Annotated in this window: 32 protein-coding genes; 23 read left to right on the forward strand and 9 right to left on the reverse strand. The window is 56.9% G+C overall.

The window, feature by feature from the left end; translation table 11 throughout:
- Positions 1-102: 102 nt before the first annotated feature.
- Complete coding sequence (gene thrS, locus ACEW8J_RS02065; protein ID WP_373489965.1) at positions 103-2,109, reverse strand: threonine--tRNA ligase; 2,007 nt, start codon at positions 2,107-2,109, stop codon at positions 103-105.
- A 298-nt stretch (positions 2,110-2,407) separates the two neighbouring features.
- Here thrS and ACEW8J_RS02070 point away from each other — a divergent pair, with 298 nt between their 5' ends.
- The 5 genes from ACEW8J_RS02070 to ACEW8J_RS02090 all read left to right on the forward strand — a co-directional run bounded on the left by ACEW8J_RS02070 (position 2,408) and on the right by ACEW8J_RS02090 (position 5,245).
- A complete protein-coding gene (locus ACEW8J_RS02070; RefSeq protein ID WP_373489966.1) occupies positions 2,408-2,878 on the forward strand; it encodes a hypothetical protein in 471 nt (156 codons plus the stop codon).
- Entirely contained in the window at positions 2,875-3,066 is a 192-nt protein-coding gene (locus tag ACEW8J_RS02075) for a helix-turn-helix transcriptional regulator (protein WP_373489967.1), read from the forward strand. Before ACEW8J_RS02070 ends, ACEW8J_RS02075 begins: the two co-directional genes overlap by 4 nt.
- Before the next feature lie 52 nt (positions 3,067-3,118).
- Entirely contained in the window at positions 3,119-3,466 is a 348-nt protein-coding gene (locus tag ACEW8J_RS02080; protein WP_373489968.1) for a hypothetical protein, read from the forward strand.
- Between the two features lie 158 nt (positions 3,467-3,624).
- Positions 3,625-4,371 (forward strand): alpha/beta hydrolase, encoded by a 747-nt coding sequence (locus tag ACEW8J_RS02085; protein ID WP_373489969.1) that lies wholly within the window; start codon positions 3,625-3,627, stop codon positions 4,369-4,371.
- Between the two features lie 43 nt (positions 4,372-4,414).
- The gene (locus ACEW8J_RS02090; protein WP_373489970.1) at positions 4,415-5,245 is read left to right on the forward strand and encodes a tetratricopeptide repeat protein; all 831 of its coding nucleotides are present in this window, start codon (positions 4,415-4,417) and stop codon (positions 5,243-5,245) included.
- 34 nt (positions 5,246-5,279) lie between these two features.
- Here ACEW8J_RS02090 and ACEW8J_RS02095 read toward each other — a convergent pair whose 3' ends face one another.
- The 3 genes from ACEW8J_RS02095 to ACEW8J_RS02105 all read right to left on the reverse strand — a co-directional run bounded on the left by ACEW8J_RS02095 (position 5,280) and on the right by ACEW8J_RS02105 (position 7,592).
- Positions 5,280-5,999, reverse strand: coding sequence for an SIMPL domain-containing protein (locus ACEW8J_RS02095; protein ID WP_373489971.1), 720 nt, complete (start codon positions 5,997-5,999; stop codon positions 5,280-5,282).
- Between the two features lie 409 nt (positions 6,000-6,408).
- A complete protein-coding gene (locus tag ACEW8J_RS02100; RefSeq protein WP_373489972.1) occupies positions 6,409-6,849 on the reverse strand; it encodes a hypothetical protein in 441 nt (146 codons plus the stop codon).
- 11 nt (positions 6,850-6,860) lie between these two features.
- On the reverse strand, positions 6,861-7,592 hold the full coding sequence (locus ACEW8J_RS02105; protein ID WP_373489973.1) for an XRE family transcriptional regulator: 732 nt from the start codon (positions 7,590-7,592) through the stop codon (positions 6,861-6,863).
- Between the two features lie 86 nt (positions 7,593-7,678).
- Between ACEW8J_RS02105 and ACEW8J_RS02110 the strand changes: the two genes are divergently transcribed.
- From ACEW8J_RS02110 to ACEW8J_RS02180, 15 genes are all read left to right on the forward strand, one after another.
- Positions 7,679-7,921, forward strand: a complete 243-nt coding sequence (locus tag ACEW8J_RS02110) for a transcriptional regulator (protein WP_373489974.1) — start codon at positions 7,679-7,681, stop codon at positions 7,919-7,921.
- Positions 7,918-8,847, forward strand: a complete 930-nt coding sequence (locus ACEW8J_RS02115) for a transcriptional regulator (RefSeq protein ID WP_373489975.1) — start codon at positions 7,918-7,920, stop codon at positions 8,845-8,847. The genes ACEW8J_RS02110 and ACEW8J_RS02115 overlap by 4 nt, the downstream gene beginning before the upstream one ends.
- 74 nt (positions 8,848-8,921) lie before the next feature.
- On the forward strand, positions 8,922-9,848 hold the full coding sequence (locus tag ACEW8J_RS02120) for a ParB N-terminal domain-containing protein (RefSeq protein ID WP_373489996.1): 927 nt from the start codon (positions 8,922-8,924) through the stop codon (positions 9,846-9,848).
- Positions 9,811-10,158, forward strand: coding sequence for a hypothetical protein (locus tag ACEW8J_RS02125; protein ID WP_373489976.1), 348 nt, complete (start codon positions 9,811-9,813; stop codon positions 10,156-10,158). The genes ACEW8J_RS02120 and ACEW8J_RS02125 overlap by 38 nt, the downstream gene beginning before the upstream one ends.
- On the forward strand, positions 10,155-10,478 hold the full coding sequence (locus ACEW8J_RS02130; RefSeq protein ID WP_373489977.1) for a hypothetical protein: 324 nt from the start codon (positions 10,155-10,157) through the stop codon (positions 10,476-10,478). The genes ACEW8J_RS02125 and ACEW8J_RS02130 overlap by 4 nt, the downstream gene beginning before the upstream one ends.
- A complete protein-coding gene (locus ACEW8J_RS02135) occupies positions 10,475-11,212 on the forward strand; it encodes a hypothetical protein (protein ID WP_373489978.1) in 738 nt (245 codons plus the stop codon). Before ACEW8J_RS02130 ends, ACEW8J_RS02135 begins: the two co-directional genes overlap by 4 nt.
- A complete protein-coding gene (locus tag ACEW8J_RS02140) occupies positions 11,209-11,457 on the forward strand; it encodes a hypothetical protein (protein WP_373489979.1) in 249 nt (82 codons plus the stop codon). The genes ACEW8J_RS02135 and ACEW8J_RS02140 overlap by 4 nt, the downstream gene beginning before the upstream one ends.
- Positions 11,457-11,633, forward strand: coding sequence for a hypothetical protein (locus tag ACEW8J_RS02145; RefSeq protein WP_373489980.1), 177 nt, complete (start codon positions 11,457-11,459; stop codon positions 11,631-11,633). Before ACEW8J_RS02140 ends, ACEW8J_RS02145 begins: the two co-directional genes overlap by 1 nt.
- Positions 11,626-12,423 carry a DUF6551 family protein gene (locus ACEW8J_RS02150; RefSeq protein WP_373489981.1) on the forward strand — a complete coding sequence of 266 codons (798 nt, stop codon included), beginning with the start codon at positions 11,626-11,628 and terminating at the stop codon, positions 12,421-12,423. Before ACEW8J_RS02145 ends, ACEW8J_RS02150 begins: the two co-directional genes overlap by 8 nt.
- Complete coding sequence (locus ACEW8J_RS02155) at positions 12,416-12,880, forward strand: hypothetical protein (RefSeq protein ID WP_373489982.1); 465 nt, start codon at positions 12,416-12,418, stop codon at positions 12,878-12,880. Before ACEW8J_RS02150 ends, ACEW8J_RS02155 begins: the two co-directional genes overlap by 8 nt.
- Entirely contained in the window at positions 12,877-14,484 is a 1,608-nt protein-coding gene (locus ACEW8J_RS02160; protein ID WP_373489983.1) for a transposase domain-containing protein, read from the forward strand. The genes ACEW8J_RS02155 and ACEW8J_RS02160 overlap by 4 nt, the downstream gene beginning before the upstream one ends.
- A complete protein-coding gene (locus ACEW8J_RS02165) occupies positions 14,406-14,909 on the forward strand; it encodes a host-nuclease inhibitor Gam family protein (protein ID WP_373489984.1) in 504 nt (167 codons plus the stop codon). The genes ACEW8J_RS02160 and ACEW8J_RS02165 overlap by 79 nt, the downstream gene beginning before the upstream one ends.
- A 120-nt stretch (positions 14,910-15,029) precedes the next feature.
- Complete coding sequence (locus ACEW8J_RS02170; RefSeq protein ID WP_373489985.1) at positions 15,030-15,830, forward strand: DNA adenine methylase; 801 nt, start codon at positions 15,030-15,032, stop codon at positions 15,828-15,830.
- The gene (locus ACEW8J_RS02175) at positions 15,830-16,063 is read left to right on the forward strand and encodes a hypothetical protein (protein ID WP_373489986.1); all 234 of its coding nucleotides are present in this window, start codon (positions 15,830-15,832) and stop codon (positions 16,061-16,063) included. The genes ACEW8J_RS02170 and ACEW8J_RS02175 overlap by 1 nt, the downstream gene beginning before the upstream one ends.
- A gap of 233 nt (positions 16,064-16,296) precedes the next feature.
- Positions 16,297-16,716 carry a VOC family protein gene (locus ACEW8J_RS02180; protein WP_373489997.1) on the forward strand — a complete coding sequence of 140 codons (420 nt, stop codon included), beginning with the start codon at positions 16,297-16,299 and terminating at the stop codon, positions 16,714-16,716.
- Positions 16,717-16,729: 13 nt separating this feature from the next.
- Here the strand turns inward: ACEW8J_RS02180 and ACEW8J_RS02185 are convergent, their stop codons facing one another.
- Positions 16,730-18,454: a diguanylate cyclase gene (locus ACEW8J_RS02185; protein ID WP_373489987.1), complete on the reverse strand. Its 1,725-nt coding sequence runs from the start codon at positions 18,452-18,454 to the stop codon at positions 16,730-16,732.
- A gap of 111 nt (positions 18,455-18,565) precedes the next feature.
- Here ACEW8J_RS02185 and gloB point away from each other — a divergent pair, with 111 nt between their 5' ends.
- Positions 18,566-19,288 (forward strand): hydroxyacylglutathione hydrolase, encoded by a 723-nt coding sequence (gene gloB, locus ACEW8J_RS02190; protein WP_373489988.1) that lies wholly within the window; start codon positions 18,566-18,568, stop codon positions 19,286-19,288.
- Between the two features lie 69 nt (positions 19,289-19,357).
- Positions 19,358-19,768 carry a hypothetical protein gene (locus ACEW8J_RS02195; RefSeq protein ID WP_373489989.1) on the forward strand — a complete coding sequence of 137 codons (411 nt, stop codon included), beginning with the start codon at positions 19,358-19,360 and terminating at the stop codon, positions 19,766-19,768.
- Positions 19,769-20,374: 606 nt separating this feature from the next.
- On the opposite strand, the gene ACEW8J_RS02200 is transcribed toward ACEW8J_RS02195, so the two are convergent.
- From ACEW8J_RS02200 to ACEW8J_RS02210, 3 genes are all read right to left on the reverse strand, one after another.
- Positions 20,375-20,911 (reverse strand): fasciclin domain-containing protein, encoded by a 537-nt coding sequence (locus ACEW8J_RS02200; RefSeq protein ID WP_373489990.1) that lies wholly within the window; start codon positions 20,909-20,911, stop codon positions 20,375-20,377.
- A gap of 47 nt (positions 20,912-20,958) precedes the next feature.
- Positions 20,959-21,585 carry a hypothetical protein gene (locus ACEW8J_RS02205; RefSeq protein ID WP_373489991.1) on the reverse strand — a complete coding sequence of 209 codons (627 nt, stop codon included), beginning with the start codon at positions 21,583-21,585 and terminating at the stop codon, positions 20,959-20,961.
- A gap of 625 nt (positions 21,586-22,210) precedes the next feature.
- A complete protein-coding gene (locus ACEW8J_RS02210) occupies positions 22,211-22,906 on the reverse strand; it encodes an extensin family protein (protein ID WP_373489992.1) in 696 nt (231 codons plus the stop codon).
- Positions 22,907-23,492: 586 nt separating this feature from the next.
- Between ACEW8J_RS02210 and ACEW8J_RS02215 the strand changes: the two genes are divergently transcribed.
- Positions 23,493-24,674, forward strand: a complete 1,182-nt coding sequence (locus ACEW8J_RS02215; protein WP_373489993.1) for a glycosyltransferase family 4 protein — start codon at positions 23,493-23,495, stop codon at positions 24,672-24,674.
- Positions 24,675-24,729: 55 nt separating this feature from the next.
- On the opposite strand, the gene ACEW8J_RS02220 is transcribed toward ACEW8J_RS02215, so the two are convergent.
- Positions 24,730-26,370, reverse strand: a 1,641-nt coding sequence (locus ACEW8J_RS02220; protein WP_373489994.1) for a long-chain fatty acid--CoA ligase, incomplete at its 5' end; no start/stop codon positions are given.

Below are 26,370 nucleotides of genomic sequence, written 5' to 3' on the forward strand. Positions count from 1 at the left end.
CATTAGCCGCAAAGCTTATTGGAATAAAGCCCTGTTGATGGCGAAAGACATATTAGCCATATAAGCCGTGGTTTGGATGCAACAGCGTCAAAGCCAATATCGTCACAATGCTGCTGATTTCAAGTCTGGTGCCAGTGCCTCGTCCTGTAACAGGGTCACGACTTCATCGAGCGTCAGAAACTCCTGTTCCTTCTGCCCGAGCCGGCGCAACGCCACCCTGCCTTCCTCGGCCTCGCGCATGCCGACCACCAAGATATTGGGTACCTTGCCTACCGAATGCTCGCGCACCTTGTAGTTGATCTTCTCGTTGCGCAGATCCGCCTCGACTCGAATTCCGGCGGCTTTCAGTCTTTCAACGACATGCTCGGCATAAGGATTTGCGTCAGTCACAATCGTCGCGACAACGGCCTGAGTTGGTGCAAGCCACAGCGGCAGCTTGCCGGCATAATGTTCGATGAGAATGCCGATAAACCGTTCAAAAGTTCCCAGAATTGCACGGTGCAGCATGATCGGCCGGTGGCGGCTGCCGTCTTCGCCAATATAGCTGGCGTCCAGCCGTTCCGGCAAAACCGTGTCGGCCTGTATCGTGCCAACCTGCCATGTCCGGCCAATCGCGTCGGTCAGATGAAATTCCAGCTTGGGCGCATAAAAAGCCCCCTCACCCGGCAATTCTTCCCACCCATAATCGTCGGTCGCGCGGCCCGCCTTGGCAACGGCCTCGCGCAATATCTGTTCGGACTTGTCCCATTCCTCATCCGATCCAAAGCGCTCCGCAGGGCGGAGCGCCAGCTTGATCTGATAATCTCCGAACCCAAGGTCGCGGTATATCGCGTCAAGCAAGTCACAAAAGGCAACAATTTCATCAATCAACTGGTCTTCGCGGCAGAAAATATGCGCATCATCCTGCGTAAATTGCCGGACGCGAAGCAGGCCGTGCAATGCACCATGCGGTTCGTTGCGATGGCAGCAACCAAATTCCGCCATCCGGATCGGCAAGTCGCGATAGCTTTTGATGCCCTGCTTGAACACCAGCACATGGGCAGGGCAGTTCATCGGCTTCAGGGCCATCATGTCTGCGGTACCGGTGATCACCGGTCCGTCGCCTGCGGCATCGGGAACTTCGTCGGGAACCGCGAACATATTCGCCGAATATTTGCCCCAATGGCCTGATTTCTCCCACTGGTTGACATCCATCAGCTGTGGCGTCTTGATCTCGTCATAGCCGGCATTGTCGAGCTGGCGGCGCATATAGCGTTCCAGCTCGCGCCAGATGAAATAGCCCTTGGGATGCCAGAAGCAGGAGCCTTGCGCCTCGTGCTGGAAGTGGAACAGATCCATTTCCTGCCCGAGTTTGCGGTGATCGCGCTTGGCCGCTTCCTCGAGCCGCATCAGATGGGCAGCGAGCTGCTTCTTGTTGAGCCAGCCGGTGCCGTAGATACGCGACAGCTGCGGGTTGCGCTGGTCGCCGCGCCAATAGGCGCCCGACACACGCATCAGCTTGAACGCGTGTGGATCGAGCTTGCCAGTCGAGGCAAGGTGCGGGCCGCGACACATGTCCATCCAGTCATCACCGGACCAGTAAACCGTGATCTCGTCGCCTTCCGGCAACTCGGCGGCCCATTGGGCCTTGAAGGTCTCGCCATCCTTCTGCCAGCGCGCGATCAGGGCATCGCGTTCCCACACCTCGCGGCGCAGCGGCTTGTCAGCAGCGATGATCCGCTTCATTTCCTCTTCGATTCGGGGCAAGTCCTCATCGGTAAACGGATCACCGGCGGGCGCGAAGTCATAATAGAATCCGTCGTCGGTCGAAGGGCCAAATGTGATCTGGGTCCCCGGGAACAGGTTTTGTACCGCTTCGGCCAGCACATGAGCATAGTCGTGCCGCGCCAGTTCCAGCGCGTCGGTTTCGTCGCGCGACGTGACCAAAGCCAGTTCGGTGTCTTCATCCAGCGGCCGCATGATATCGCGCAACTCGCCGCCAATCTTTGCGGCCAGTGCCGCTTTGGCCAGACCGGGACCAATGTCCGCCGCAATTTGCGCAGGGGTAGTGCCCGATGCCACTTCGCGCGTGCTACCGTCGGGAAGGGTGATTTTGATCATCTGGGTCATGGGCTCGGGTCATCTCAAAGTTTGTCAAAGTTGGGGCCAATGAAGCATGAAAGCAGCGTCCATCGGATTGGACCGGACTTAGTCTTTTGGGGTTTCAAGTCAACCAAATCAGCGGGATCCCGCAAGGTTGGAAGCAAGGCAAAGAGAAAGCATGTAATGGTCACTTGACTTTTGCAGGAGAATCAGGAAAAGAAGTCAAGTAAGCATGACATAATGTCTATGTAACTTGATGGAGATTTACCATGAAATCGAAACGTTGTACGGGCCGGACGATGACCCCCCGTGAAAATATCGCCATGTGGGCCGCTCTGACGATCCTGTTTTTGTCGGTCTTATGACAGAGGGAAGCGGACGGCGGGGTTTGTGGCGGAAGCTGTGCAAGGCGATCAAGCCGGACTGGCTGTTTGGTTTGCTGCTGCTGTTCAGCATGACCCTTTTGGTCCTGAGTCATTCAAGCACGAGCGAAACAGACATTTTCCCGGCCCCCCTATACCCCAAATTGCTATTCTTGAGCGGCATCGTGATTTTTCTGGCACTTGTTGCGACTTTTGGTGCGGCGCTGGACCGACGCAAGCTTGATGACTATTATTTTCAGTTGATGGCAAATGGCGCGATCATTGCCGTGGTAACAACCCTTTTCACGAACGTGATCTGGGGTTTGCTGGATGATGGATTCGCCCCCTTGTCAGGAGATGAGTTGGTGGCTGTTCTAATGGGAAGCTGGAGCCTTGGTTATTTCTTCTATCGTCTTCGCGGGCTCACCGCATGAAAAACCGTCTCAAGGTGCTGCGCGCCGAGCGGAACTGGTCGCAGGCTGATCTTGCTGAACAGCTAAAGGTTTCGCGGCAGAGCGTGAACGCGATCGAAACTGGCAAATATGATCCTTCGCTGCCACTCGCTTTCAAGATTGCCGATTTGTTTGCCATGCCGATTGAACAAATCTTCCTGCGTCATTGAAGGCTGCAAAAATTGTGGTGCGTCGGGCGTCAAGTTGATTTAGGTTCAGCCCATGTCTGGTTCTTCGAATGTCTGGCTTGCTGACGGCGACAGCGCGTTGAAACGGCGCGTGCGGATCGAGGTGATTGGTAAGACATTCGCGCTGTATGAACAGCAATGGCGGAGCGAAGTCTATTTTTTTGGCGATCTAGTTTACCGCGGTAAAGAACGCGAAACCCATGTCTTTGCCCTGGAGGACGGGATCAAGGCCCGGCCAGCATGGAAACTTGGTATCAGAGGTGAAATCCCGGCCGAACTGACCGCTTTGCTTCCGCGCGCGAAGCCGCCGCTGATATCCAATATCGGCCTGCTGGTCATTGCATTTCTCTGTCTGGCGATAGTCTACTTTGCCGCCACTTAGTGTGCCTATGTCGACAGGGTTCTAATATTGCTCCTGAAATGGAGGCGTTGGGCGTTTGCGCTCAGACTTCTGACCACTGCATCTTCTCACATCGCATTTATTGGTTATAGGGCAGGAGATGGATCCCCGCCTTCGCGGGGACACAGGCGGACAACATTATGGATGACGATATTCTATATCTCGATCGGCCCGGCGGCGCTTCGCTGGCTTATTGTTATACTCCGCCCAAGCCAGACGTGAAGGGAACAACACTGGTTTTTCTGCCGGGCTATATGTCGGATATGGAGGGTAGCAAGGCGTTGGCGCTTGATGCATGGGCGAAGCAGCAGGGACGAGCCATGCTAAGATTAGACTATAGCGGTTGCGGTGCAAGCGGCGGGGAATTCGAGGAACAGAGCCTGACCGACTGGCGGGAGGACGTACTGTTTCTGATCGACCAGGTCACTTCAGGTTCCATCACCCTCATCGGATCGTCGATGGGAGGGTGGCTGATGCTGCTCGTCGGATTATCACGACCGATGCGGGTGAGAAATCTCGTTGGCATCGCCGCGGCACCCGATTTCACCGACTGGGGTTTCACCCAGGAGCAGAAAATGACCATTTTGCGCGATGGCAAGCTGGAGGAAGCAAGTGAATATTCGGATGATCCCTATGTCACCACCCGGACCTTCTGGCAGTCGGGGGAAACCAGCCGCCTGCTTCACAAGGAAATTGCCGTTGATGGCGCGGTGCGTTTGCTGCACGGACAAAAGGATAGTGATGTGCCGTGGGAATATAGCCTTGAAACGGCCAAGAGAATCCGTTCAGATGATGTGCAGGTCCATTTGGTAAAAGACGGCGATCACCGCCTGTCGCGGGATCAGGACATTGCCTTGCTGATAGACGTGGTTTCGCGACTGGGGTGACCTCTGGCCAGGCTATCGCAAGCAAAAAACGGAAATTTCATCCATGATCTCGTCGCTACTTCTGCCATTATTGATGCAATCGGCTACGCCATATGGTTCCCCGATCGACCCTGTGCTGCGTCCGTCGGAAGCCAAGCCCGAGTCACCGGTCAATCCCCCCCCGCGCAAATTGAAGAGTCCCGAAGACATCCGGTTTGATCAATGTCTGGAGCAGGCGGCGGACGATCCGGACAATGGTTTGCTGGCAGCCAACAGATGGCAGATCGAGGGCGGCGGATTTTTGGCACGCAATTGTCTGGGCTTCGCTTATGCAGAACTGCAGGATTGGACCAAGGCAATTCCAGAGTTTGTCCAGTCGGCAGAGGGAGCGGAAGCTGCAGCCGACGACCGCGGAGCGATTTTCTGGTCGCAGGCCGGCAATGCGGCGCTCGCCAATGGCAAATATGCGGACGCGTTGAAATATCTGGGGTCCGCGCTTGAGCAAGATACGCTTGATCAGCTGTTAGAAGGTGAAGTGCATCTCGACATGGCGCGCGTGTTTGTTGCGCTAGATCGATATGACGAAGCAAAGCAACAATTCGCCCTGGTTCACGAACTTGTCCCAGAAGATCCGCTTGGCTGGCTGCTGTCGGCCACGTTGGCGCGGCGGATGGGTGACCTGGCATTGGCCAAATCGGATATTGCGGAGGCCGCGAAGCGGGCCTTCGCCGATCCGGCCATCGCACTGGAGGCGGGGAATATCGCCTATGAAGCCGGCGACATGGTGAACGCCCGGAGCAATTGGGAGCAGGCAATCAAATTCGGACCCGAAAGCCCGTCAGCCAATGCTGCAACCCGTTATCTCGCTCAGCTTGGGACCACTGTCGAGGAATAGTCGGAGCCGTTACCGGGTCTGATCGCCGCCTTGTTCACTCCAAATAGAAATCCACCGTCGTCACCACTCGCACTTTCTTATAGGGTGTATCGGTGACGCCGTAACCGCCGGCATCACCGTCGCGGCTGTCGATGCTGAAATAACCCTGGGTGGCGGATTTGATGCCGCCGACACCGGTGCCGCTATCCTTGGCAAATTGTTCGGCTGACTTGCGGGCGTCCTTGGTGGCTTCAGCGACCATGGCGGGCTTGATCTCGTCCAGTTTGGTGAAGGTGTAGCTCATCCCGGAACCATCTTCGAGCACGACCCCGCGGCGGACTAGATCGAATTGCCGGGCAACTGCGGCCTGGGCCTTGTCGATATCATCGGTGCGCAGGCTGAGTCGCTGACGGATGGTATATTGGGGAATGCCATCGTTGCTATATTGGTTCACGTTGGCACCGGTCGGCTTCAGCGCATCCGCCTTGAAGCCGAGCTCCTTGAAAAAATTGGTAATGGCATCGGTGTCACTGTCGATATCGGTCTGCGCGCTTTGCAGGTCGGCGGACTGCGCGCTGTAAGCGATGGTCCAGGTGGCGAGGTCGGCAGTGACCTCGCGTTCTGCGAGACCGCGGACGGTCACGCTGCGATCCGCCATCTTGGAACGCAACAGACCGTCACCAAGCAAATAGCCACCCGCAATCAGGCCCATCGTCAACAGGCCGGCACTCGCCAGCCAGACCTTGTTTCTGCTCCCGATAAATTTCTCGCTCATCACTCTTGTTAGGGGACTAGAGGTTCTGGAGTGCCGGGACAAGGCGGCATATCGTGGGATTGCGCTGGATGATTGGCTGTTATCGGCTCTGTTTCGGACCTCGCTCAAAAAATTGGCATTTCGATCTGTTGTCTAGAGTGAATGGTTAATTAGACAGTCGTGGACAGGACTGATTGGAGTCGAGGCGTTTTCAGAGGTTTTGTGCATGTGCCCCTCTTAGGCCGCAAAAATGGCTCTTAGAAGGGGTTTAGAGGCCTCTCAGCGGATCAGGAATCGCCGCGTCGTTCATAAAAATCGCTAGAAGAAGTGGGACTTAGCGAGTCCCAGTTCGGAAAACTGCGTACATGGCGGAAAATAAGGAAATATTGCAAATCGCCGCCCGGTCTTGGCAGCGCGAACTGGGACGATTTTATTCGGCCGGCAGAAGATCGTTCAACTGGGTCGCATCGGTGATGATGGTCACGGTGCAGCTGTCCTGATCGAGCGCACCGATCGCGGTGTCCACGTTCATGCCGCCGAAACCGTTAGCTGCTCGATATTCCATCTTTATCGGCCGGTTGCCATTGGACAGAAGCTTGCCGACTTCTGTGTAGCTATGCTCGAATGAAGCCGGATCACGCAGGTTCAATTTCACCTGATCGACCAGAGGGGAGCTTGAGCCATCGTTCGCACTCAGGCAGTGGAAGCCCTTTTCCTTGTCCGCTTGCTGGCGGTCACGATAATTTTTTGCATATTGTGCAAGTTCGAGCGATTCCTGATCGGAATTGTCAGCAGGCTCGTTTGCGCCTGAGCAGCCGATCAACGCCAAGAATGGCAAAATAGAGAAAATTTCAATCTTCGACAGCCGCATGATAATTCTCCCTATAATCTTCGTACCACGGCGATCACGCGGCCTATTATATGCAATTCATCATCGGCGGTTCTGCGCGGCGGGACGAGTTGGTTATCGCTAAGCAGTTCCACCGTGCCATCCGAATGATGGCGCATGCGCTTTATCATGCCGATCTCTCCATCGACAACAGCCCAGATGGCATCGTCGATCCGCGGTGTTTCCTGGCTGCGGTCGATCAGCACAATCTCTCCGCTGCGAATGGTTGGTTCCATGCTGTCACCGTCACCGGTTGCCCAAAACAGGTGGCGCGGCGGCGTTGCAGTAATGGATCGCAGCCATTCGCGCGAGAAAGCGCGCTTCTCCACCTCCACCGGACCATCGGTATAGGTGCCACCCATGCCATATTTCAAATCGATCTGATCCAACTCGACGAGCTGAGCCAGTTTTTCTTCTGCCTGGGCTTCCATTTCATCAACAAATTGGCCGGCCATTCGCCGGTTGTCGTCCTTGCTCCGCTTGCGGGAAGGTTTTGAAGTGTCAATCTCCAGCAGCGGTCGGCGCGGATCGTCGGTTTCGCCGAGTAAATATTCCGGAGTTGTGTCTAATTCTCTAGCGATTTGAGGTAGATAGGTAGTCCCACTACCGCCGCGCTTAATCAGATGATTGATGGCTGTGGCGGTTACGCCAACACGGCGCGAGAGTTCAGCCTGCGACATTCCACGCTTTTGCAATAGTGCCGTCAATCTATCTGTATCGATCACACAACTGCCTTATCTTTTACGGCCGCGCCTTGCATTATGACAATAGTCATTGACGATAATAAACAATTGTCATAGTCGGCGTGACTATGGAAACACATTCAAAAGCTCGCCGCGCCCTTAAGCGGGCGATAGAAAAAGCAGGATCGCAGGCAGAAATGGCCCGTCTCTGCGGAAATTCTCAGCCTGCAGTGTGGCAATGGCTGAAGCGCGGAAATGTTTTGCCTGCTGAATATGTTCTGCGGGTCGAAGCGGCGACCGGTGTCTCCCGCCACGATCTGCGGCCCGATATTTATCCGGTCGAGGAATCGCGAACGGCGGTGGGCGCATGAAAAATTTATCCCCGATTGATGCACTGAAAATGGCCATCGAAAAGGCTGGTTCTCAGGCGAAGCTCGCCAAAATCTGCGGTGTTTCAAGTACATCAGTGTGGAAATGGGTAAATTATACCGGCGAGATGCCACCGACGTTCGTATTGAAGGCAGAAGCGGCGACCGGCGTGTCCCGCCACGAATTGCGGCCCGACATCTATCCGGCTGAGGACATAATCGAAGACAAAGGCTTTGCCCTTCCAGATATAGAAACGATGCGCGCCGATCGTGCCGAACGGGAACGTCGCGCAATCGAAGATATCGCGCGTGAGTTGGGCGAAAAAACGGTTGAATGTGCCGATGATCCAGCATCAGTCGTTAGACGGGATGCCGAGTTTATTCGTCGTCATCGAGCAACCCTTCGTTCAGTGGATCGGTTCCGTCATCAAACGGCCAGATCGCAATCTCATCAGCAGCGATCTGCGAATACGCCTCGGCCGCGCGCGACATCATCGTCAGCGGATGAATGTCGATCGATGGGTCAACCGCATGATCGGAAGCTAACCGGAGCCATCGGACACCACATTGCGTTCGATATGCCGCCATTATCAACAGAAGATGCCGCTCTCGAGCATCCGGAAATTCAGCCAGTAAAACGGACCGTTCGCGAGCGGGAAAAATCGCCAGCTGCCCAAGCTGAGTTTCATATTTTCGGCCCCAATCGCGGACCTCATCCGCCGAAAGGCCAGCGCAACTGTGTCGGAGTTCCTCCATGCCTTCGTGTGCAAGCATTTCTAGAAGCTGCTGCAAATGGTCTTCAGCCGGATCCACATAATCGTCTATTCGCACCTTGCTACCTCCGTCTCTCGACTCGTTCTCGGTTTTTCATTTGCGAGGATATCGAAGCTTGCATCGCCGCGCATCGTATAAATGAGCGGGGCCGATAGACATGGCTGCCATTAAACAAACTCCGCCGATGCCGGGCACGCTTTCCGGACCTGCTGTGCCGATTGAAGGCCTGATGCGCATACCGATTGATGAAATCGAGATGGGCGAGCGGCTCCGGCCTCTGGATGAGGACTGGGTCATGCGACTGGGCGAAATCATGCTGGCCGAAGGGCAGCGGATGCCGGTGGAAGTGTGCAAGCTGCCAGGGCGCAAGAACTTTACGCTGGTTTCTGGCGCGCACCGGCTGGCGGCGGCACAGGCGTTTATGGATCTGTCGCCGATCAAGGCCATTCTGGTCGGACCCGATGCGCTTGATCGCAAACTTGGCGAGATCAGCGAGAATATCTGGCGCAAAGACCTGGACCCTTATGACCGGGCGGTTTTTATCGCCGAGCTGGTCCGCACATTAAAGCTGAAGCGCGGTGTTGATCCCGATGCCGATGGGCGTTCGGTATCGGCCCTGACGCGCTGGCAGGATAAGCTTTCCGATGATGCCAATGATGCAAACGTCACAATGACGGTTGCATATGGCTGGACAGAAGAAGCCGCAGAAAAACTTGATCTTTCAAAGGCTACGATCGAGCGCGCTTTAATGATTTTTCGCCGTATTCCGGCACAAAGGATCGCGACAGTTCGCAAGCGGTCGCACCCGATCCTGAAAAATGCCAGCGAGTTGAAGGCGTTCGCCAAGTTGGAGGAAGATGAGCAGCAGCACGTCTTCGGGCTTCTTGTCCATGCCAACGCCAAATATGCCGAAGCCCCATTCGCGAAGGTAGCAGATGCGCTTGCCGCCAGTAGGGGCAAAGGCCCTCATCCCGTCGAGAGCGAACGGAAATATAACAAGTTTACTGGACAAATTACCAGCGCCTGGAGCCGTCTAAGCACCGCCCATAAAAGGCGAATGATCCCAGATTTTGCTAAAAGCGTACCGGCCGGGATGCGCCAAGAATTTAGGGATGAGTTTGACCGTCTGGATGCTGAGGATGCGGCAGATGAATAGTCGCGAGCGCCAAGAAACCGCAATGGAATGGTTTGAGCGCCAGCCTGCTGATAGGAAGCTGGAGGCTTTATTTCGGTCCGAGGTCATGAGTCGCTGTGAGCTTTATAATCGGAAGGCTTATCTCAATTATACCGCAGCCATAAACGAGACCGCACGGGATTTTCGGATCAACAGCAGCACCATCTGGCGCTGGAAGGCGCTGATTGAAGGCGTCAGCAAGATCGATTGGCTGCCCTATCTATGTCCGCGCAAGACGATGCCGGTACTGAACCTGCCATCGGCTTGCATCATTGCGGATGGTGTAAAATGACCACCTGCGCAGCCACCCATTGCCGCAAATCGGTGCCTTATGGCCATATGATGTGTCGCGACCACTGGTTTGCGCTTCCCGCCGATCTGCGCCGCAACATTCACTGGAACAACAACCCGGGCCGGAAAGCGGCCTTTGCCAACAATATCCGCGCGGCGATCGACCATATCGATCAGGCCGAGCAGAATTTCAAAGACGTGTTTCCTTCGGGTCGCAGCGCCGATGCTCCAAACCGGCGTCCGAAGGCAAGGGAGGCTGGTGTTTTACCGAGCCAGCCTCCCGCATATTTCACGCTGCCCTATCTGGGGCGGGCGTCATGAGCGGCGGTGAGCTGACTGGCGGCGTTGATACGCCGAAGGGCAAGGACAAGCCGGATCGCCATCCATGGGACTGGTATGTCGAGCAGGCATGGGTGACCGAGCAGCTGATTGAGACGCTTGGTCATTTAGCTTTCAAAGGACATGTCGTTTGGGATCCGGCATGTGGCGCCGCAAATATTTGTGATGTTTTCTGGCGGAACCCCTTGGAAGATATTTCAATTACGGTTCTCGGCAGCGACATCAGAGTAGGTAATTCCCAATACCACTGGACCTTGGATGAAAAAGTTGAGAGCGTCGATTTTTTAAGCGGCGAAGCAGACTTTGTTGCTCTCGAAATCGCCATCGAAATTGGCAGCGATGTCAAATTATCGATCGTCACCAACCCGCCCTATTCGCAGCAGGACGGTAAGCTGGTCCGTGGACTTGCTGAAAAATTTTGTGAAAAGGCCCTGAGGCTTGCAACCCATAAGGTCTGTGCGCTTTTGCCAATCAAATGGCTGGCCGGTGAAGCGCGCCATGCCTTTTTGACCAAATATCCGCCACGCTTCTATCTGATCCTCAACGAGCGGCCATCGATGCCGCCGGGCAATCTGATCGAGAAGCTGGGAGACCAAGCGTTCAAGCGCGGCAAGGTCGATTATATGTGGGTTGTCTGGGACAAGCAGGTGGTCACTCTGCCCGGAGAAACCCGCACCATCCATATCGCACCGCGCCCGAAAGAGGAGCGGTCATGATGCCCGGTCTGACCGCAGAGGGACGGCGATATCGCCGGTGCCGGATCGCGATGCAGATGGCGCTGCGGCTGAATATCACGCCGGCAGAAGCGCAGCGGCGGATGCGGCATGCGCGCCGGGAATCGCGCAAGTCGCGCCAACTGGACCGGATCGACAATTCCGCCGTCGGGCAGGACGCCGCGATGATCGACCAGTGTGGCACCCGGTTCGAAGATTTCAATGCTCAATGGATGTTGAGGGACTGATGGCCGGAAATCTAACAAACCCTCCGCTTTTCCTGAAGCCGCAGGTTGTCCGCGGGCTTCTGGGCATCGGCCATCCCAAGCGGATCGTGGAAGGGCCGGTTCGCAGCGACATCCATCTGGCTGATCATTGTCCGCCGAGCAGAATTTATCCCAAGAAAGGTGCCGCCAATGACTAGGTTCAATGCCCCAAAGGGTACACCGCCAGCGATCCAGTATGTCGAGGTTTCCACTCTAAAAATTGTCGATCACTATCAGCGCAGCGCCGATACGTCTCGTAGCCAGACGCTTATCAAAAATATTGCCGAATACTGGGATTGGCGGCTTTGCGTGCCATTGACAGTTTCACAGCGGTCAGAGGGTCTTTATGTGCTCGACGGCCAGCATCGCCTCGCTGCGGCCAGAATGCGGGGTGATATTGTTCACCTGCCCGCTTCGGTATCGCTTTTTTCGAGCATTGCGGAAGAGGCTCTGCTGTTTGTCCAGGCGAATGCGAATCGCAAGAAATTTACACCATTTGATGAATTCAGAGCGCGCATAGCCGCCGGTGATCATGCTGCCATCGAAGTGCGCGATTTAGTGGAAGATGCCGGTCTAAAAATTGCACCGCATAGCGCGCGGGTGAACTGGAAGCCCGGTGAGATAGGAATATTCAAGGCCGTCGAGCGGGCGGTTAAGCTTTACGGTCGGCCAGTCGTTTCGGCGGCACTCACACAGATGGGTGAAGCCTTTTCTTATCAGAAAATGACAAAATGCAGCCCAGTATTTGGCGGTCTGTGCCTGGCGTTTTTCAGACCAAAACATGCCGTCGATCCTGATGAGCTGGCTGATATTCTTGGCATCATGGAATGTGATGAATGGGCTGAACACCCTTTCCTTGAGGATCAGCGCAGCGGCGCAGGCAGAAGTGAGGCCATGCTGAAGGCCATTCTCCATGAAATGAGTGAGGTCGGCCAACTCAATGGTTAAAAAACGCCGCCCCTCCCTCAGCGCAGATCAGCTGATCTTCTCTTTCGATGCGCCGAAACCGGCGCGCGATGCGTCGGCTTTGGCCGGGCTGGACCGGATGGTCTCTTCCGGCGTCGCCACGGCGCTGAAGGAAGATGGCCGGTCCCGGTTCGAGATTGCGGGCAAGGTTTCCGAGCTGCTCGACGAAGATATCTCAAAATTCATGCTGGATGCCTATGCCGCCGAAGCGCGGGAAGATCACAACGTGCCCATGCACCGCTTTCTGGCGATCATGGCGGTGACCGAGCGGGTCGATATTCTCGACGCATTGCTGCGCCGGATCGGTGTCGCCTGCCTGTTTGGCGAGGAAATCAACACCGCGCGGCTGGGTCACCTGCAGCGGCAGCTGGCCGAGATCAAATCAGAAATCAGAGCGATGGAAAAATCGACAAATCCAATCAAGCGGGGCGGTCAATGAAGCATATTGGTACCAAAATCTGGTATAGCGCAGCCGAACTCGCGGATATGTCGCTGCCCGGCCTGCCCAGGGACAAGCGCAAGGTGAACATGCGCGCGAAGGACGAGCGCTGGGCGCTGGCGGTCGATGATACAGGCCAGCCCCTGATGCGGCGGCGCAGCGGCCGGGGCGGCGGTACCGAATTTCATATCAGTGTTTTGCCGCAATCGGCCAGAACCGAGCTGATCAAGCGCGGCATCGCCATGTCCGGTGATATCGTCGAGGCACCGGGAAGCGCGAGCCAGCTTTGGAGCTGGTACGATTCGCAGAATGACACGGTCAAGACCGAGGCGCTGCGGCGGCTGGCGGTGGTTGATCAGGTCGATGCGCTGGAAGCGGCCGGGCTGAAGCGCAGCGCAGCGGTACCGGCAGCGGCGGATCATCACAAAATCGGCGCATCGACGCTATGGGGCTGGCTGAGCGATGTCGAGGGCATTGCCCATGATGATAGGCTGCCGGTGCTCGCGCCAAAGCGCAAGGGCGGCGGCAAAGAGGCCGAGATCGATGCCGATATCTGGCAATATTTCAAATCGGACTATCTGCGGGCGGAAAAACCTACGCTGACCAGCTGCTATTACCGGGCAAAGGAAATCGCCGACGCGCGGGGAATCGCGCTGCCGATCCAGAAGACATTTGCCCGCAAGCTGAAGCGCGAGGTTGATGCCCGCGTGATCATGCTGAAGCGCGACGGCGAAGAGGCGCTGCGCCAGTCAATGCCCGCCCAGAAACGGACCGTCGCCGGTCTCCATGCGCTGGAAATGGTCAATATCGATGGCCACAAATTCGATGTTTTTGCCAAGGGACCAGACGGCAAGGTGTTCCGGCCATTGATGGTCGCCACTCAGGACATTTACAGCCGAAAAATACTCAGCTGGCGCATCGGTGGCAGCGAAAGCGCGGTGCAAACCCGGCTGACCTTTGCCGATCTGTTCCGCGATTTTGGCATCCCCAAGGCCTGCGTTCTGGACAATGGCCGGGCCTTTGCGTCCAAATGGATAACGGGCGGCGCGAAATCGCGTTTCCGCTTCAAGATCCGCGAAGAGGAGCCAACCGGCATCCTGACCGCGCTCGGCATCAAGATCCACTGGGCGCTGCCTTATCGCGGCCAATCAAAGCCGATTGAGAGGGGTTTCAGAGACCTTTGCGACACGATTGCAAAGCATCCGTCCCTGGCCGGTTGCTATACCGGCAACAATGTCGATGCCAAGCCGGAGAATTATGGCGACCGCGCGGTCGATATCGAGACATTCAAGCGGATCGCCGCAAAGGGAATCGCACTTCACAACGCGCGCCCCGGTCGTCGGACAGAAATGGCCAGGGGCCGCTCGTTCGACGATGCTTTCAATGAAAGCTATGCGGTCGCGCCGATCGGCAAGGCGACACCGGAGCAGCTGCGTATGGCATTGCTCGCCGCCGATCAGAAAAAGGTCGACCGTCGCACCGGCGTGATCGAACTTTACGGCAATATGCCGAGCTCGAACGGGCGATGGCGCGGGCCGATAGCATCTGCGACGAACAGATCGATCAGGCCAAGGCGCTGCGCGACGAAAATGTCGCGGTTCTGAAGCCAAAGCTGGGAATCGCATTCGACAAGCTGCAGGCCTATTATTCGGCCAACGAGGATGCCCTGACCGATGGTAAGAAGCGATCGGTGGAGCTGGGCCCGGTGACGATCGGCGAACGGCTGACCACCCCGAAGCTGAAACTGCCGAAAGACCAAAAGGACGTCGATATCATTGTCTGGTTGCGATCATTTCCGGACGCCGACCGTTTTGCAAAGCGCTTCCTGCGGGAGAAGGTGGAACTGGATAAGCAGGCGCTGATTGCAGCCCTGAAATCGACCGAGACACCGCGTGAAGGGCAGGATTTAATGGACAGCGAGGAGCTGGCCAAAAAAGGCCTGACCATCAAGCAAAAGGACGAGTTTTTCGTGAAGCTGCCGGAGGAGGAATCGTCCGGCCAGGACACACCGCCAGCCGCCAGCGAATAGAGGGAGGCCGCAGCGCGTCAACGCTGCGATCCGCAGGGTACAAGCCTGCATCTCGGGCAGCTGCAGCTGCCGTCAATTCCCTCACCGGACACCCGGCGAGGGCGCTTATGGGATGCAAAGATGAAGAATAGATTGAACAAGATGACGCCGGCACTGCCGGCAAAGCCGGTCGCTCCCTATCTGGGCGGCAAGCGCGCACTGGCCGGCCGACTGGTCGAGCGGTTCGACGCGATCGATCACGCGCGTTATGTCGAGGTGTTTGTGGGCATGGGCGGACCGTTCTTTCGCCGCAAAATGCGGCCGAAGATGGAAGTGATCAATGATATCTCAAAGGATGTGACCACGCTGTTCCGGATCCTGCAGCGGCATTTTCCGCAGTTTATCGAGACGCTGAAATATCAACTCGCCGGCCGGGCGGAATTTGAGCGCCTGAAGAACAGCAACCCGGACACGCTGACCGATCTCGAGCGCGCGGCGCGATTCCTTTATCTGCAGCGGATGGGCTTTGGCGGCATGGGCCGCAATATGGGTATCGACTTCCATGGCGGTGCCCGTTTTAATCTGACCAAGCTGGAGCCAATGCTGCAGGACGTCCATGAACGGCTGGCACCGGTGATCATTGAATGCATGGGCTATGCCGAGCTGATCACCAAATATGACAGCCGGCCGGGCACGCTCTTCTATCTTGATCCGCCCTACTGGGGGTGCACCGATGATTATGGCAAGAACATCTTCTCAGAAGCGGATTTTACCGTGCTGAGAGACCTCTTAGCGGCCATCCAGGGCCGGTTCGTTTTGTCGATAAATGCCGTGCCGGAGATACGCGAGCTGTTCGCCGGCTTCGATATCGAAGAGGTCAATCTGAACTATCGGGTCAGCGGGCAGGTGACACCGGCAAAGGAATTGATCATAAGCAACTGATGATGAGTCGCAGCGAGATCGAGAAGGAAGTCCAGGACGCCTACCGCGCCGTGCCCGTGCGTATCACGCATCACAGTGCCACCAAGATGTCGGCCGACAGCAGCCACCAGGTTGCGGCCGCATGGACGCGCTTCCTCGAGCTGGCCGACCAGGTTCCGACCGGGCTCAACTTCCATGATCTGCTGACGACAGTGCATATGAAACCCGGCATGTCGCGACCAGGCGTGGGCTAGGTCAGGATGGGCAAAAATTTCGCTACAGGCATGCACAAAACGGGATTTCTAGTGCTCCAGAACCTCTTGTCCCTGACTCCAGAAGGTTTTGTCCCGCTACAACTCTTTCCCTCAGTTCAAAAGCCGCATAGGCTATCGCAAATGACCCGGTTCCGCATTGCAATTTTTGCGATGAACCGTTTCTGAATAGCGATGAATGGAGATTCTCTGTGTCTATAAAATTTCTGCATACCATGATCCGGGTTAGCGATCCGGACGCAACCGTTGCGTTTTTCGGTCACCTGGGACTGGAAGACGTCCGCCGTTATGAAAGCGAACAGGGGCGCTTCACGCTTATTTTTCTCGCATGTCCTGGCCAGAAGGATATTGCCGAAGTCGAGCTGACCTATAATTGGCCACCGGAAGATGGCAGTGCACCGGAGAAATATCAGGGCGGTCGCAATTTTGGCCATCTTGCCTATGCGGTCGACGATATTTACGATTCATGCCAGAAGCTGATCGATGCCGGTATCACGATCAACCGGCCGCCGCGCGACGGGCACATGGCTTTCGTGCGCTCGCCGGACAATATTTCCGTCGAACTGCTGCAGAAGGGCGGGAATCAGCCGGTTCAGGAACCGTGGGCGAGCATGGAAAATATCGGCGAGTGGTAGTCGCCCGGGCGCTTTAAACCGAAGCTGTCCCAGCGGGCCTTGCCGCTTTGGTCGCGGATATGTCGATCCAGACAATCTGGTTGCGGCCATTACGTTTGGCATCATACAGGCGTCGGTCCGCAGTCGCCATCACCTTGCGCAGCGAAATTCTTTTGGTAATCGGCGCAACCCCGACAGAGAATGTGACCGATTCCTGGATTTCCGGAACTTCGTCATGAACGAGCTTAATCAGGGTTTCACAAATTTCGGATAATGCAATTGCCGGGTAGTTTTTGCGCTTGTCCCGGCTATCATTCTGCATCAGCAGGGCAAATTCCTCGCCACCGATCCGGGCGGCGAAATGCGGTGTCGCATCAAGCTCTCTGCCTACCACCCGCAGCACCTCGTCACCGATTTCGTGGCCATAGCGGTCATTGACCCGCTTGAAGAAGTCAATGTCGAAAATCGCAAGGTGACTGTAGCGATAATCGCGCTGGTTGCTCTCAAACTCCCGGTCAAAGGACCGGCGATTGTTCATCGTGGTCAATCCGTCGGTATCGGCGAGCAACGTTAGTTCGACCTGCTTGCTCAATGTATTTTCATGCTGTTGGCGCAAGCGGAGAATGCGGTAGGCAACCCCGAGCGCGAGGATGATGGTTTCCATGACCAGTGCGAAATAGAGTCCGTAATCGAGCACCGGCCAGCCGATATAAAGATCCAGGCCGCGCGCCACCCGGTCCAAGCTGAAAAGGATGATCGGCGTCCAGCCGGCAATCTGAAACCAGATAGCTATGCTGCCGCGTCGCAGCGCATGGCCCATCGAATAGAGCACCAGGAAGAAAACCGGCAGAAAAGAGGCGTGGTAATAGTTGCGGGCGTCCATGCTATAGCCGCCATCAAGCCGCATGACGATCGCGGTTACAAAGAGCGGCAGCATGGCGGTCACGAAAAGGGTGGATTGCAGCCAGGGAGCAATTTTTCCTGACTCGACAAAGCGGAGCAGAAAAATGCCGCTGACGGCAACCCCGATCGCCAGCGACCAGTAGTTGATGAGCATCTTGGTGATCAGGCTGGTTTCCGGGAAGCTGATAAACATCAGGCCTGAGGAACTGTAGGTATAGACCACGGTCGCGCCGATCATCAGGCTGTGCCACAGCATGAAATTGTAGCGCAGCGCTCCGTAGAAGAACAGATTATAGATCAGCGGCATGATCGCCATACCGCAGAGAAGGGCGAACATGATCGACAAGGGCAGTTTCCGGTCATCCCATTTCTGTTTCGATGCCAGCTGGATCAGCGATATCGAGCTGACCACCTTGGGATTGTCCATCGCGACATAGATCGTCTTGATCCGGCTGCGGATGCCGGGGTCTTCCGAACCCGGGACGGGCAGGCCATAATGGCCTTTGGGCCGCCAGCTATCGACCACCGCCTGTGGCGAAAAATCCGATGACAGAAGTGTCCCGTCATCGAGCAGCGCATGCACCTGCATCCGGCTCAGGCCATTATTGTCCCCCTGGACCTCGACCGTTCCAGGTGGCAGCGTTTCCGCGAGAAACGGAATCCTGACCCAGACCCGGGGCCCGTCGAGGGCATATTTATTGTCTGAGCAATCAAAGGCCTTGCCGGACTTCACCACTGTCGCTGCGGTCACATCCAGCGCGCTGCTTTGCGTGCACAGCTGTTCCGACATCGGCACTTCGGCAAGCGCGGGGGACCAGAGGAACAGAAAGGCAAGGCATGCGGCAAGCAAACGCAATTGATGGTACCTTCCCATGGTCACTGGTGCACAGCCTGGCTCAATAGGGTAGAACTCCTATTGAACGGTTAATCATCGACAGGATTAGATTGGCAGTGTAAATTGACTGCCATGCTTGAAATCATCCGAATTCCCGTATTGTCCGATAATTATGTCTGGCTGGTCCACGAGCCTGAATCACAGGAGACCATGGTCGTCGATCCGGCGGTAGCCGAGCCGGTGCTGGCCGAGGCGGCTGCGCGCGGCTGGACCATTACCCAGATCTGGAACACCCACTGGCACCCCGATCACACCGGCGGCAATGCGGCGATCAAGGAGGCTACGGGATGCCATATCACCGGCCCGGAAGCGGAGCGGGAACGGATTCCGACGCTCGACAGTTTTGTGAAAGAGGGGGATACGGTCCGGCTCGGCGAGGTGATCGCCGATGTCATCGACGTGCCGGCGCATACCGCTGGCCATATCGCCTTTCATATCCCTGCCGAAAAGGTCGCGTTCGTCGGCGACACCCTGTTCGCGATGGGCTGCGGCCGGCTGTTCGAGGGCACGGCGGCGCAAATGTATGACAATATGCGCAAACTGGAGAAGCTGCCGGACAACACCAAAATATATTGTGCCCATGAATATACGCAGAGCAATGGCGAATATGCGCTGGTTGCAGAGCCGGATAATCTGGCGCTGAAGGAGCGCATGGCCGAAGTTCTGACGCTGCGCGCCCGCGGCGAGGCCACGGTCCCGACCACGATCAAGCTGGAACGCGCCACCAATCCGTTCATGCGGGCAGACTCGGTGGCGGAACTGGCGGCGCGGCGGCTGGCCAAGGACAATTTCTGAATCCGCTTCATTCGGGGTTCAGCCATGCCGGCGCATCATTGCCGGTTCATGGACGACTGGAGACAGGTTATGAAGAAACTGCTTTTCGCAATCCCTGCCGCACTGTTGCTGAGCGCGCCCGCTGTCAGTAGCGAGCAGATCACGCTCACCGAGAAACAGCAAACCGAGCTGGACAAAAGGCTCGAAGGCCGGACCGCAGGGGAACCCCGGTCCTGCATCAACCGCAACGATCAACGCAATATGACGGTGATCAGCGATGACATCCTGATTTTCGGGTCGAACCGCAACGCCAAGACGATCTACGTCAACAAGCCGCACGGCGGATGCTACAATGCCGACAACAGCATATTGTCCTACAGCAAACCGACATCCTCGCTGTGCCGGGGCGAGACGGTCCAGCTGATCGACCATGGTACCAGAGCATCGATGGGCAGCTGCGCCTTTGGCGAGTTTGTGCCATATACCAAGGATGCCGACTGAGCTTTCGCAATCGGTGCGAGCCGGGGTCATCCGGCTTAGACCCGCCAGTCCTGGTCAGAACAATGGTGCGCTGTCACGCCGTTCATGGCGCGTTGGGTTGCGGGCATCACTATTTCGAAAAGTTGCCTCCTTTCCGACATGGCTAACTGGCACGCGCGAAGCCACCAAGACGCCAAGCGCCAAGACACTGAAGAGGGGTCGCGCGCAATATTCAAATTCTTGCGGCTTTGGATCTTCGTGCCAACCTGATCATTGTTGACGCTCGCGGACAGCTTTACACCACCAGCCGGTTTTATTTTCTGTGACCTTTGGCCCGAAGCCCCAGATTTACTAGCTTTGCGGGTTATCGGCTTGGCGCCGAGTGTGACCTTGCAGAGGTGTCCGCATAGTTCATGAAAACTATGCAGACATGACGCAGCGTCGTTCCGATTAAATTGTCAAAGAGCCTTTCCCGCGCCTGCCGTGGGACCGGTTACGATAATATACCATTGGCACTGGTGTAGGAAAGCGCTTTTCCGGAGATGAATTTGGGGATTGCGGTATCAGGGCGTTGGGATGCGCTGTTACCAGGAACTATTTTCCAAAGATAAAGAAGGAAGCCGCATCTCATTCCGGCGGGGGAATGAGGCGGTCGATGCGATAGACCACATCATTTCCGGCGACAATGGGCGCACCGACTATTCGGGGCGCTTCTTTGCCTTGCCCAAGCGTGATGGTCTGGCCGTCCCGCTGCAATGTAATGGGCATTGCACCCATGGTCGTCAGTGTCACCGATCCGTCCTTCTCGGACAAACCTTTTTCCAGATCCGATTCAAGGACATATCCCGGCGCGATATGTTGCCGCAAAACCGAAATCAGCTGGGGTCGGTTCTCTGCGCTTTCGATAGCCTGGCGCTCAGCCGTCTCGAGAGACTTCCAGGCGTCATCAACCGGCAGAAACACGGTGTAGCTTCCTTCGCCGTCGAGCGCAGTCCCAAGCTGGGCTGTGCCGATGAGTTTGGCTGATATCGAAAGGTCAGCGGCATCGCCAATCGCGGTCGTCACCATTTTGCTATCAACACTTGCGTCGACACCTGTATTATCGGCTGCTTGCTGGTCATTGTCCTGGCAAGCCCCAAGCATGGCGGCAAGCGCGACAACCATCGACAATTTCCGGACCGCCGGACGACAAGATTTATGACCGCGCGCCATCAGACGATCAATTCAATGACTTGACGGACCAGCCGGGTTGTCGGATCAATTTCGTAAACATAGCCATCGTTATAACGGTAGGAACTCGCCCTGGTGTCGGCGTATCGGTCGCGATAATTATAGGGGACATTATAAAGTTCATACCCCTTTGGCGCCGGCGAGCCGACATTCCAATTGTCGCCGGTCAATAAACCGGCGATGGAACCAATCATCCGGGTTTCGGGATCTACCCTGAAAATCGCTCCGTCGGCATAGCGAACGCTGTCGGTGATGCCCGATCCGTAGTAGCGCTCATAATAAGACGGGACTTTGTAATTCGTATAACTCTGGGGCCATGTATTGCCGCCGAATAAGGCGCCGCCCAGAAGCGGCACAATGCCCCCGACGAGGCCTGTCACCGGATCAACGCGATAAGCATAGCCCCGGTCGTAACGCCAGTCACCGCCGCGATTTCCACCAAACCAGTTAGCATAACGCAGCCAACGCGTTCCCCGGTCATCAATGCCACCAAGCTTGCGGGCCTGACCGGGAGGCAGGCAGCCATTGCCCTTCTTCGCGAGGCCCGGAGGACATCCCTGAAAGCCTGGTTCGCGCCAGACATAGCGGCCATCCTTCAAGCTACGCATCCGAAAATTCTCAACGACTCCATCTTGACCGCGCGGAATATTTGCCGCTCGGTCACTATTGCCTCGCTGGTCACTCTTGCGATCAGCAGGCCCCCGATCATTTGCTGGCGATGCAGGTTTTTTGCCATTGCCGGCATCAATCTTGCCGACAGCTCGAGCGTTCTGACCGGTTATTTTCGGTGCCCGATCCTGCGCCTTGTCTGCCCCTCTATTGGCAGGGCCTGCTGCTTTGCCAGGGCCGCTGTTGCGCTCGCCTGATTTGCTTTTCTCACTACCCTGTCCGCTTTTCCCCTTATCCTGCGCGTGAGCAGGCATCGAGAGCGGAAGACTAAGCAACGCAATTCCGGCTAAGAAAAACTTGGTTTGCATATCGGGACTCCTTGACCACATCAAACGCCACAAAGGCAATATGGTTCCGTTGAATTAAAATAGCGGCGCTTTAAATTCCAAAAACAGTCTATTTTATTTTAGTCTCCGGAAAGAACTTTGGCACTGTTCGCTTGAACCCACTGTGAACCCAGATGCACTTTCCAAAAATAAGCGGCTACAAATATTGGATTTTCTTCTCTGTGACGGCCTGCTGCAGCATTGTAAGATCTTGACCGCATCGAAACCGGGCCTGATCCTAGCGGCAATAGCGGGAACCACCGCGCCGCGCCTGATCCAGATGCAGATGGTCGGCGTGCGCCTTGTTATAATCCGGCGACAGGGTCGTCGCAAACAGCGTGCAGGCGCCGTCCCGCACCTCTTTCAGAAACCGGGACCGCTCGTCATCCGCGCCCCAGTGGCCGGCGACCGAGATGGTGCGCCCGTCGGCAAGACGGAAAGCGGCGATATCGATCGCATTGGCCCCGGCATGTTCGCTGAAATTGCCGCTTCGCCCATTGCCGATCCGCCGGCAGCTGTAGCTGCCATAGGTGGTGATTTCCTCCACTGAGGTGCCGAGATGGCGCGTCGCCGCAGCGTTGACGATCTGCTTTTCCCACAGGACCAGGCTGACCGCCACTGGACAGCTGGCCTGGGCGGCCGGGCTGTAGGCGATGGCCTGGGGCTGGTCCTGGCTGAGAGCGACGCCATTGTCATAGCCGCAATCCGGACCGCCATCGACCGGCGGCAGCGGCGAATAGCCGATGGCGGCTTCTTCCAGCAGCCGGTGGCAGCGCGGGGTATCGTCGGCGAGTGCGCCAATTTTCCGGGTGGTGAACGGGCCGATCGGCGCGGCCAGCGACAGCGGCGTCCATGGCATCCGGTAATCGCGCGCGACCCATTCATAGCCGCGCAGCAGCAGCGCCAGGGCGATGACAAGGAGAACCAGCCGCATCAGCAGGCCCGTTCAGGAAGATCGGGGTGGCGCAGGGCGAGGGACCCGCCGGGACCAGCGACCGGCGCACGCCTTGACGCGCGCGGTCGTGCTTTGCAGCCATTGGCGGTGATCGGATTAAAATTCAGGGGGTCTCTCCGTTTGGGGGCCTCTCTGTTGCAACGGCCGCGGGAGGGAAAAGTTCCCCCTGATGCGCCGTTTGCGGTGACGGAGGGATCATGGGCTTGGGCGAAGCCACGAAGACGCAAAGTGGAAGACGCCAAACGCTTTTGACCCTTCTCCCGCACGGGAGACGGATAGGAAATCTTGCCGCCGTAATCCTGGCGGAGGCGACCAGATGCAGTTGGATGAGGGTGCACCGATGGTGGGATGTGGTGCCACAATCGCCAGCATCCGAATGCTCGCCCGCAGAATCGCAAGGCGCTCAACCAATGGAGGCATTTTTGCATCAGCCCCTTGGAGCCGTCATGATCTGCAAGTTGGCATTGTGATCAATTGTGTTTCAACAGGAACCGATTGGATATCAGCAAGTGCGGAGCAAGCAAAGCCACTAGTAAGGCGGACGGTTTTTTGTATAGGAAATGTCATGGGACCACGCATTCTTTGGGCAAATCTATATTGTCTGCTTGATCGCAGTAGTGGCGCCTCGATGTCTGTGAGGGAACAATTGCTAGCTTTGGCTATGCAAGGGTTTGACATCCGCATTCTCGGCGCAACGGTCTTCGACGTTGCCGAAGGCGCGGAAGTACTTGGAGCAACTTGGGACAGGATCCGTGAGCATAAAGGCCGACGGGTTGAAATTAAGGATGGCCCGCTCACACATGAGCTCCTGGTTACCTGTTCAACCCAGCGCGGTGAGCTGCTGGCGAGAGAAGAATTCGCCTGGTACCAGTCATATCGCGAGGCGATAAAGACCTTCAAGCCCGACATAGTTTATTATTACGGGGGTCTGCCATTCGACTTCCTGATAGCAGACGAGGCCCGTCATGCTGGAGCCAAGGTCGCGTTTTACCTGAGCAATGGCAACTATCGCGCCGCGCGTTGGCACCGGGACATAGACCTGATCATGACCGACACGCAGGCCACCGCCGAACTTTATGCCGGACGGCTCGGCATCAATGTCAAGCCTGTGGGAAAGTTCATTGACAGGAGGATGGTTGTGGCATCCGAGCACGATCGACGGCACGTCCTCTTTGTCAATCCGTCATATGCCAAAGGCGGCGCTTTGGTGGCGCGGCTGGCGATCCTCATGGAGCAGCGCCGACCCGACATCATGTTTGAAGTGGTTCAGTCGCGCGGAGGCTGGGACGAGGTCAAAGATCATGCCTTCCGGTGCCACGGCGAAGAGCGACGTCTGCTTCGCAATGTGATTGTCAGCCCCCTTTCCACTGACATGCGCCCCATCTACGGCCGCGCGCGCCTTCTTCTGGCGCCCAGCCTTTGGTGGGAAAGTGGCGGCCGCGTCATCGTCGAAGCGCTGATGAATGGAATTCCGGCAATTATCACCACCAAGGGCGGTGCTCCCGAAGTTCAGGGCGGGGCCGGGACTCAAGTCAGCCTGCACGAGACCTTGTACGAACCACCCTACACGCGTCTGCCTGCCGATGAAGCGCTATTGGCTCTGGTTGAAGAAATCGAGCGAATCTTCGACGACGAGAACGCTTACCAAGCGATGTCGCGGCAGGCGCTCCACGTAGCCGAAGTGAAACACAATCTGCAAAGGAATGCTGAAAACCTGGCTGCCACTCTTCGCTCATTGGTCGGGTGAAATCTTAGAGCCTGGCCACCTCAGGAATTATTTCGCGCTGTCCAATTCAACACCCTCACTTCTTATAAAGCGCGTCCATCCGCTCCAGATATCTCTCCCGGATCACATGCCGCCGTATCTTCATGCTCGGGGTGAGTTCCTCATTCTCGATTGCGAACGGCTCGTCGGCAAATTCGAAGCGGCGGACCTTTTCGATGACCGACAGGCCTTCGTTGACCCGGTCGACGGCTTCGCGCACCGCGGCCTTGAACACGGGGTTGGCTTGCAGCTCGATGAAATCATAGGGCAAGTCCTGTTCGCGCGACCATTCCAGCGCCCATTCCGGGTCGGGGACGATCAGGCCGACCATATAGGGCTTGCGGTCGCCGGCGATCATCGCCTGCAATATTTCCGGCTGCAGGGTGAGCATGCCCTCGACCTTTTGCGGGGCGATATTGTCGCCCTTGTCGTTGACGATCAGGTCCTTCTTGCGGTCGGTGATCGCGACCCGTCCGGCTTCGTCGATATGGCCGATATCGCCGGTGTGCAGCCAGCCGTCCTTGAGCACCTTGTCGGTTTCTTCCTGGTTGCGCCAGTAGCCGTGCATGACCAGTTCGCCGCGGACGAGGATCTCGCCGTCCTCGGCGATCTTCACCTCGGTGTCGATCATCGGCGGGCCGACGGTGTCCATCTTGAGGCCGGTGCGCGGGCGGTTGCAGGCGATGATCGGACCGGATTCGGTCTGGCCATAGCCCTGCAGCAGGGTCAGGCCGAGCGACTGGAAGAAGGTGCCGATTTCCGGGTTGAGCGGCGCGCCGCCGGAGACCATCGCCTTGATCCGGCCGCCAAAGCGCTGTTGCACCTTGGGGCGCAGGGTCCGGTCGAGGATGAGATCCATCAGCTTGTCACGCCGGCGCGCTGTGCCTTCGGTCTGGCGTTCGCCGATCGCCAGCGCCTTGCCGAGTAGATAATTGGGGAGCTTGCCCTGTTTCTCCACCGTCTTGATCAGCCGGGCGCGCAGCACCTCGAACAGGCGCGGGACCACGACCATGATCGTCGGGCGCACTTCCTCGATATTCGAGGCGAGTTTCTCCAGTCCTTCGGAATAGAAGATCTGGGCGCCGAGGCCGATCGGGAAAAACTGGCCGGCGCTATGTTCATAGGCGTGGCTGAGCGGCAGGAAGGAGAGAAACACTTCCTCGTCCCAGCCGAAGTCGGTCTCGATCACCTCTGCCGGTCCCTTGGTATTGTGCAGGATCGCGCCATGATGCTGCATCACGCCGCGCGGCTTGCCGCCGGTGCCGCTGGTGTAGATGATGCAGGCGGTCTCGTCGCGGGTGATGCCGGCAACCTGCTCGGTCACTTCGGCGACATCCGCGTCGCTGCCTTTGACGAGATCGTGCCAGCGGTAGAGATCGAAATCACCGGACTGGCCGATCCGCAGGTCGGCGATGCCGATGATGATATTGGCGTCAGAGGAGCTAATCACCGAGGGCAGCAGGTTCTTCGCCAGCTTGCTGTCGGAGACGATCACTGCGCGGGAGCCACTGTTGTCGAGGATATGCTGATGATCGGAGGCGGTGTTGGTGGTGTAGGTCGGCACGGTGATGCAGCCGGCGGCCATGATGCCGAGATCGGCGATGCACCATTCGGGACGGTTTTCGCATACCAGCATCACCCGGTCGCCCTTTTTCAGGCCGATGCGCTGCAGCGATTT

The organism is Parasphingorhabdus sp. (assembly GCF_041748495.1).
GTDB lineage: Bacteria > Pseudomonadota > Alphaproteobacteria > Sphingomonadales > Sphingomonadaceae > Parasphingorhabdus.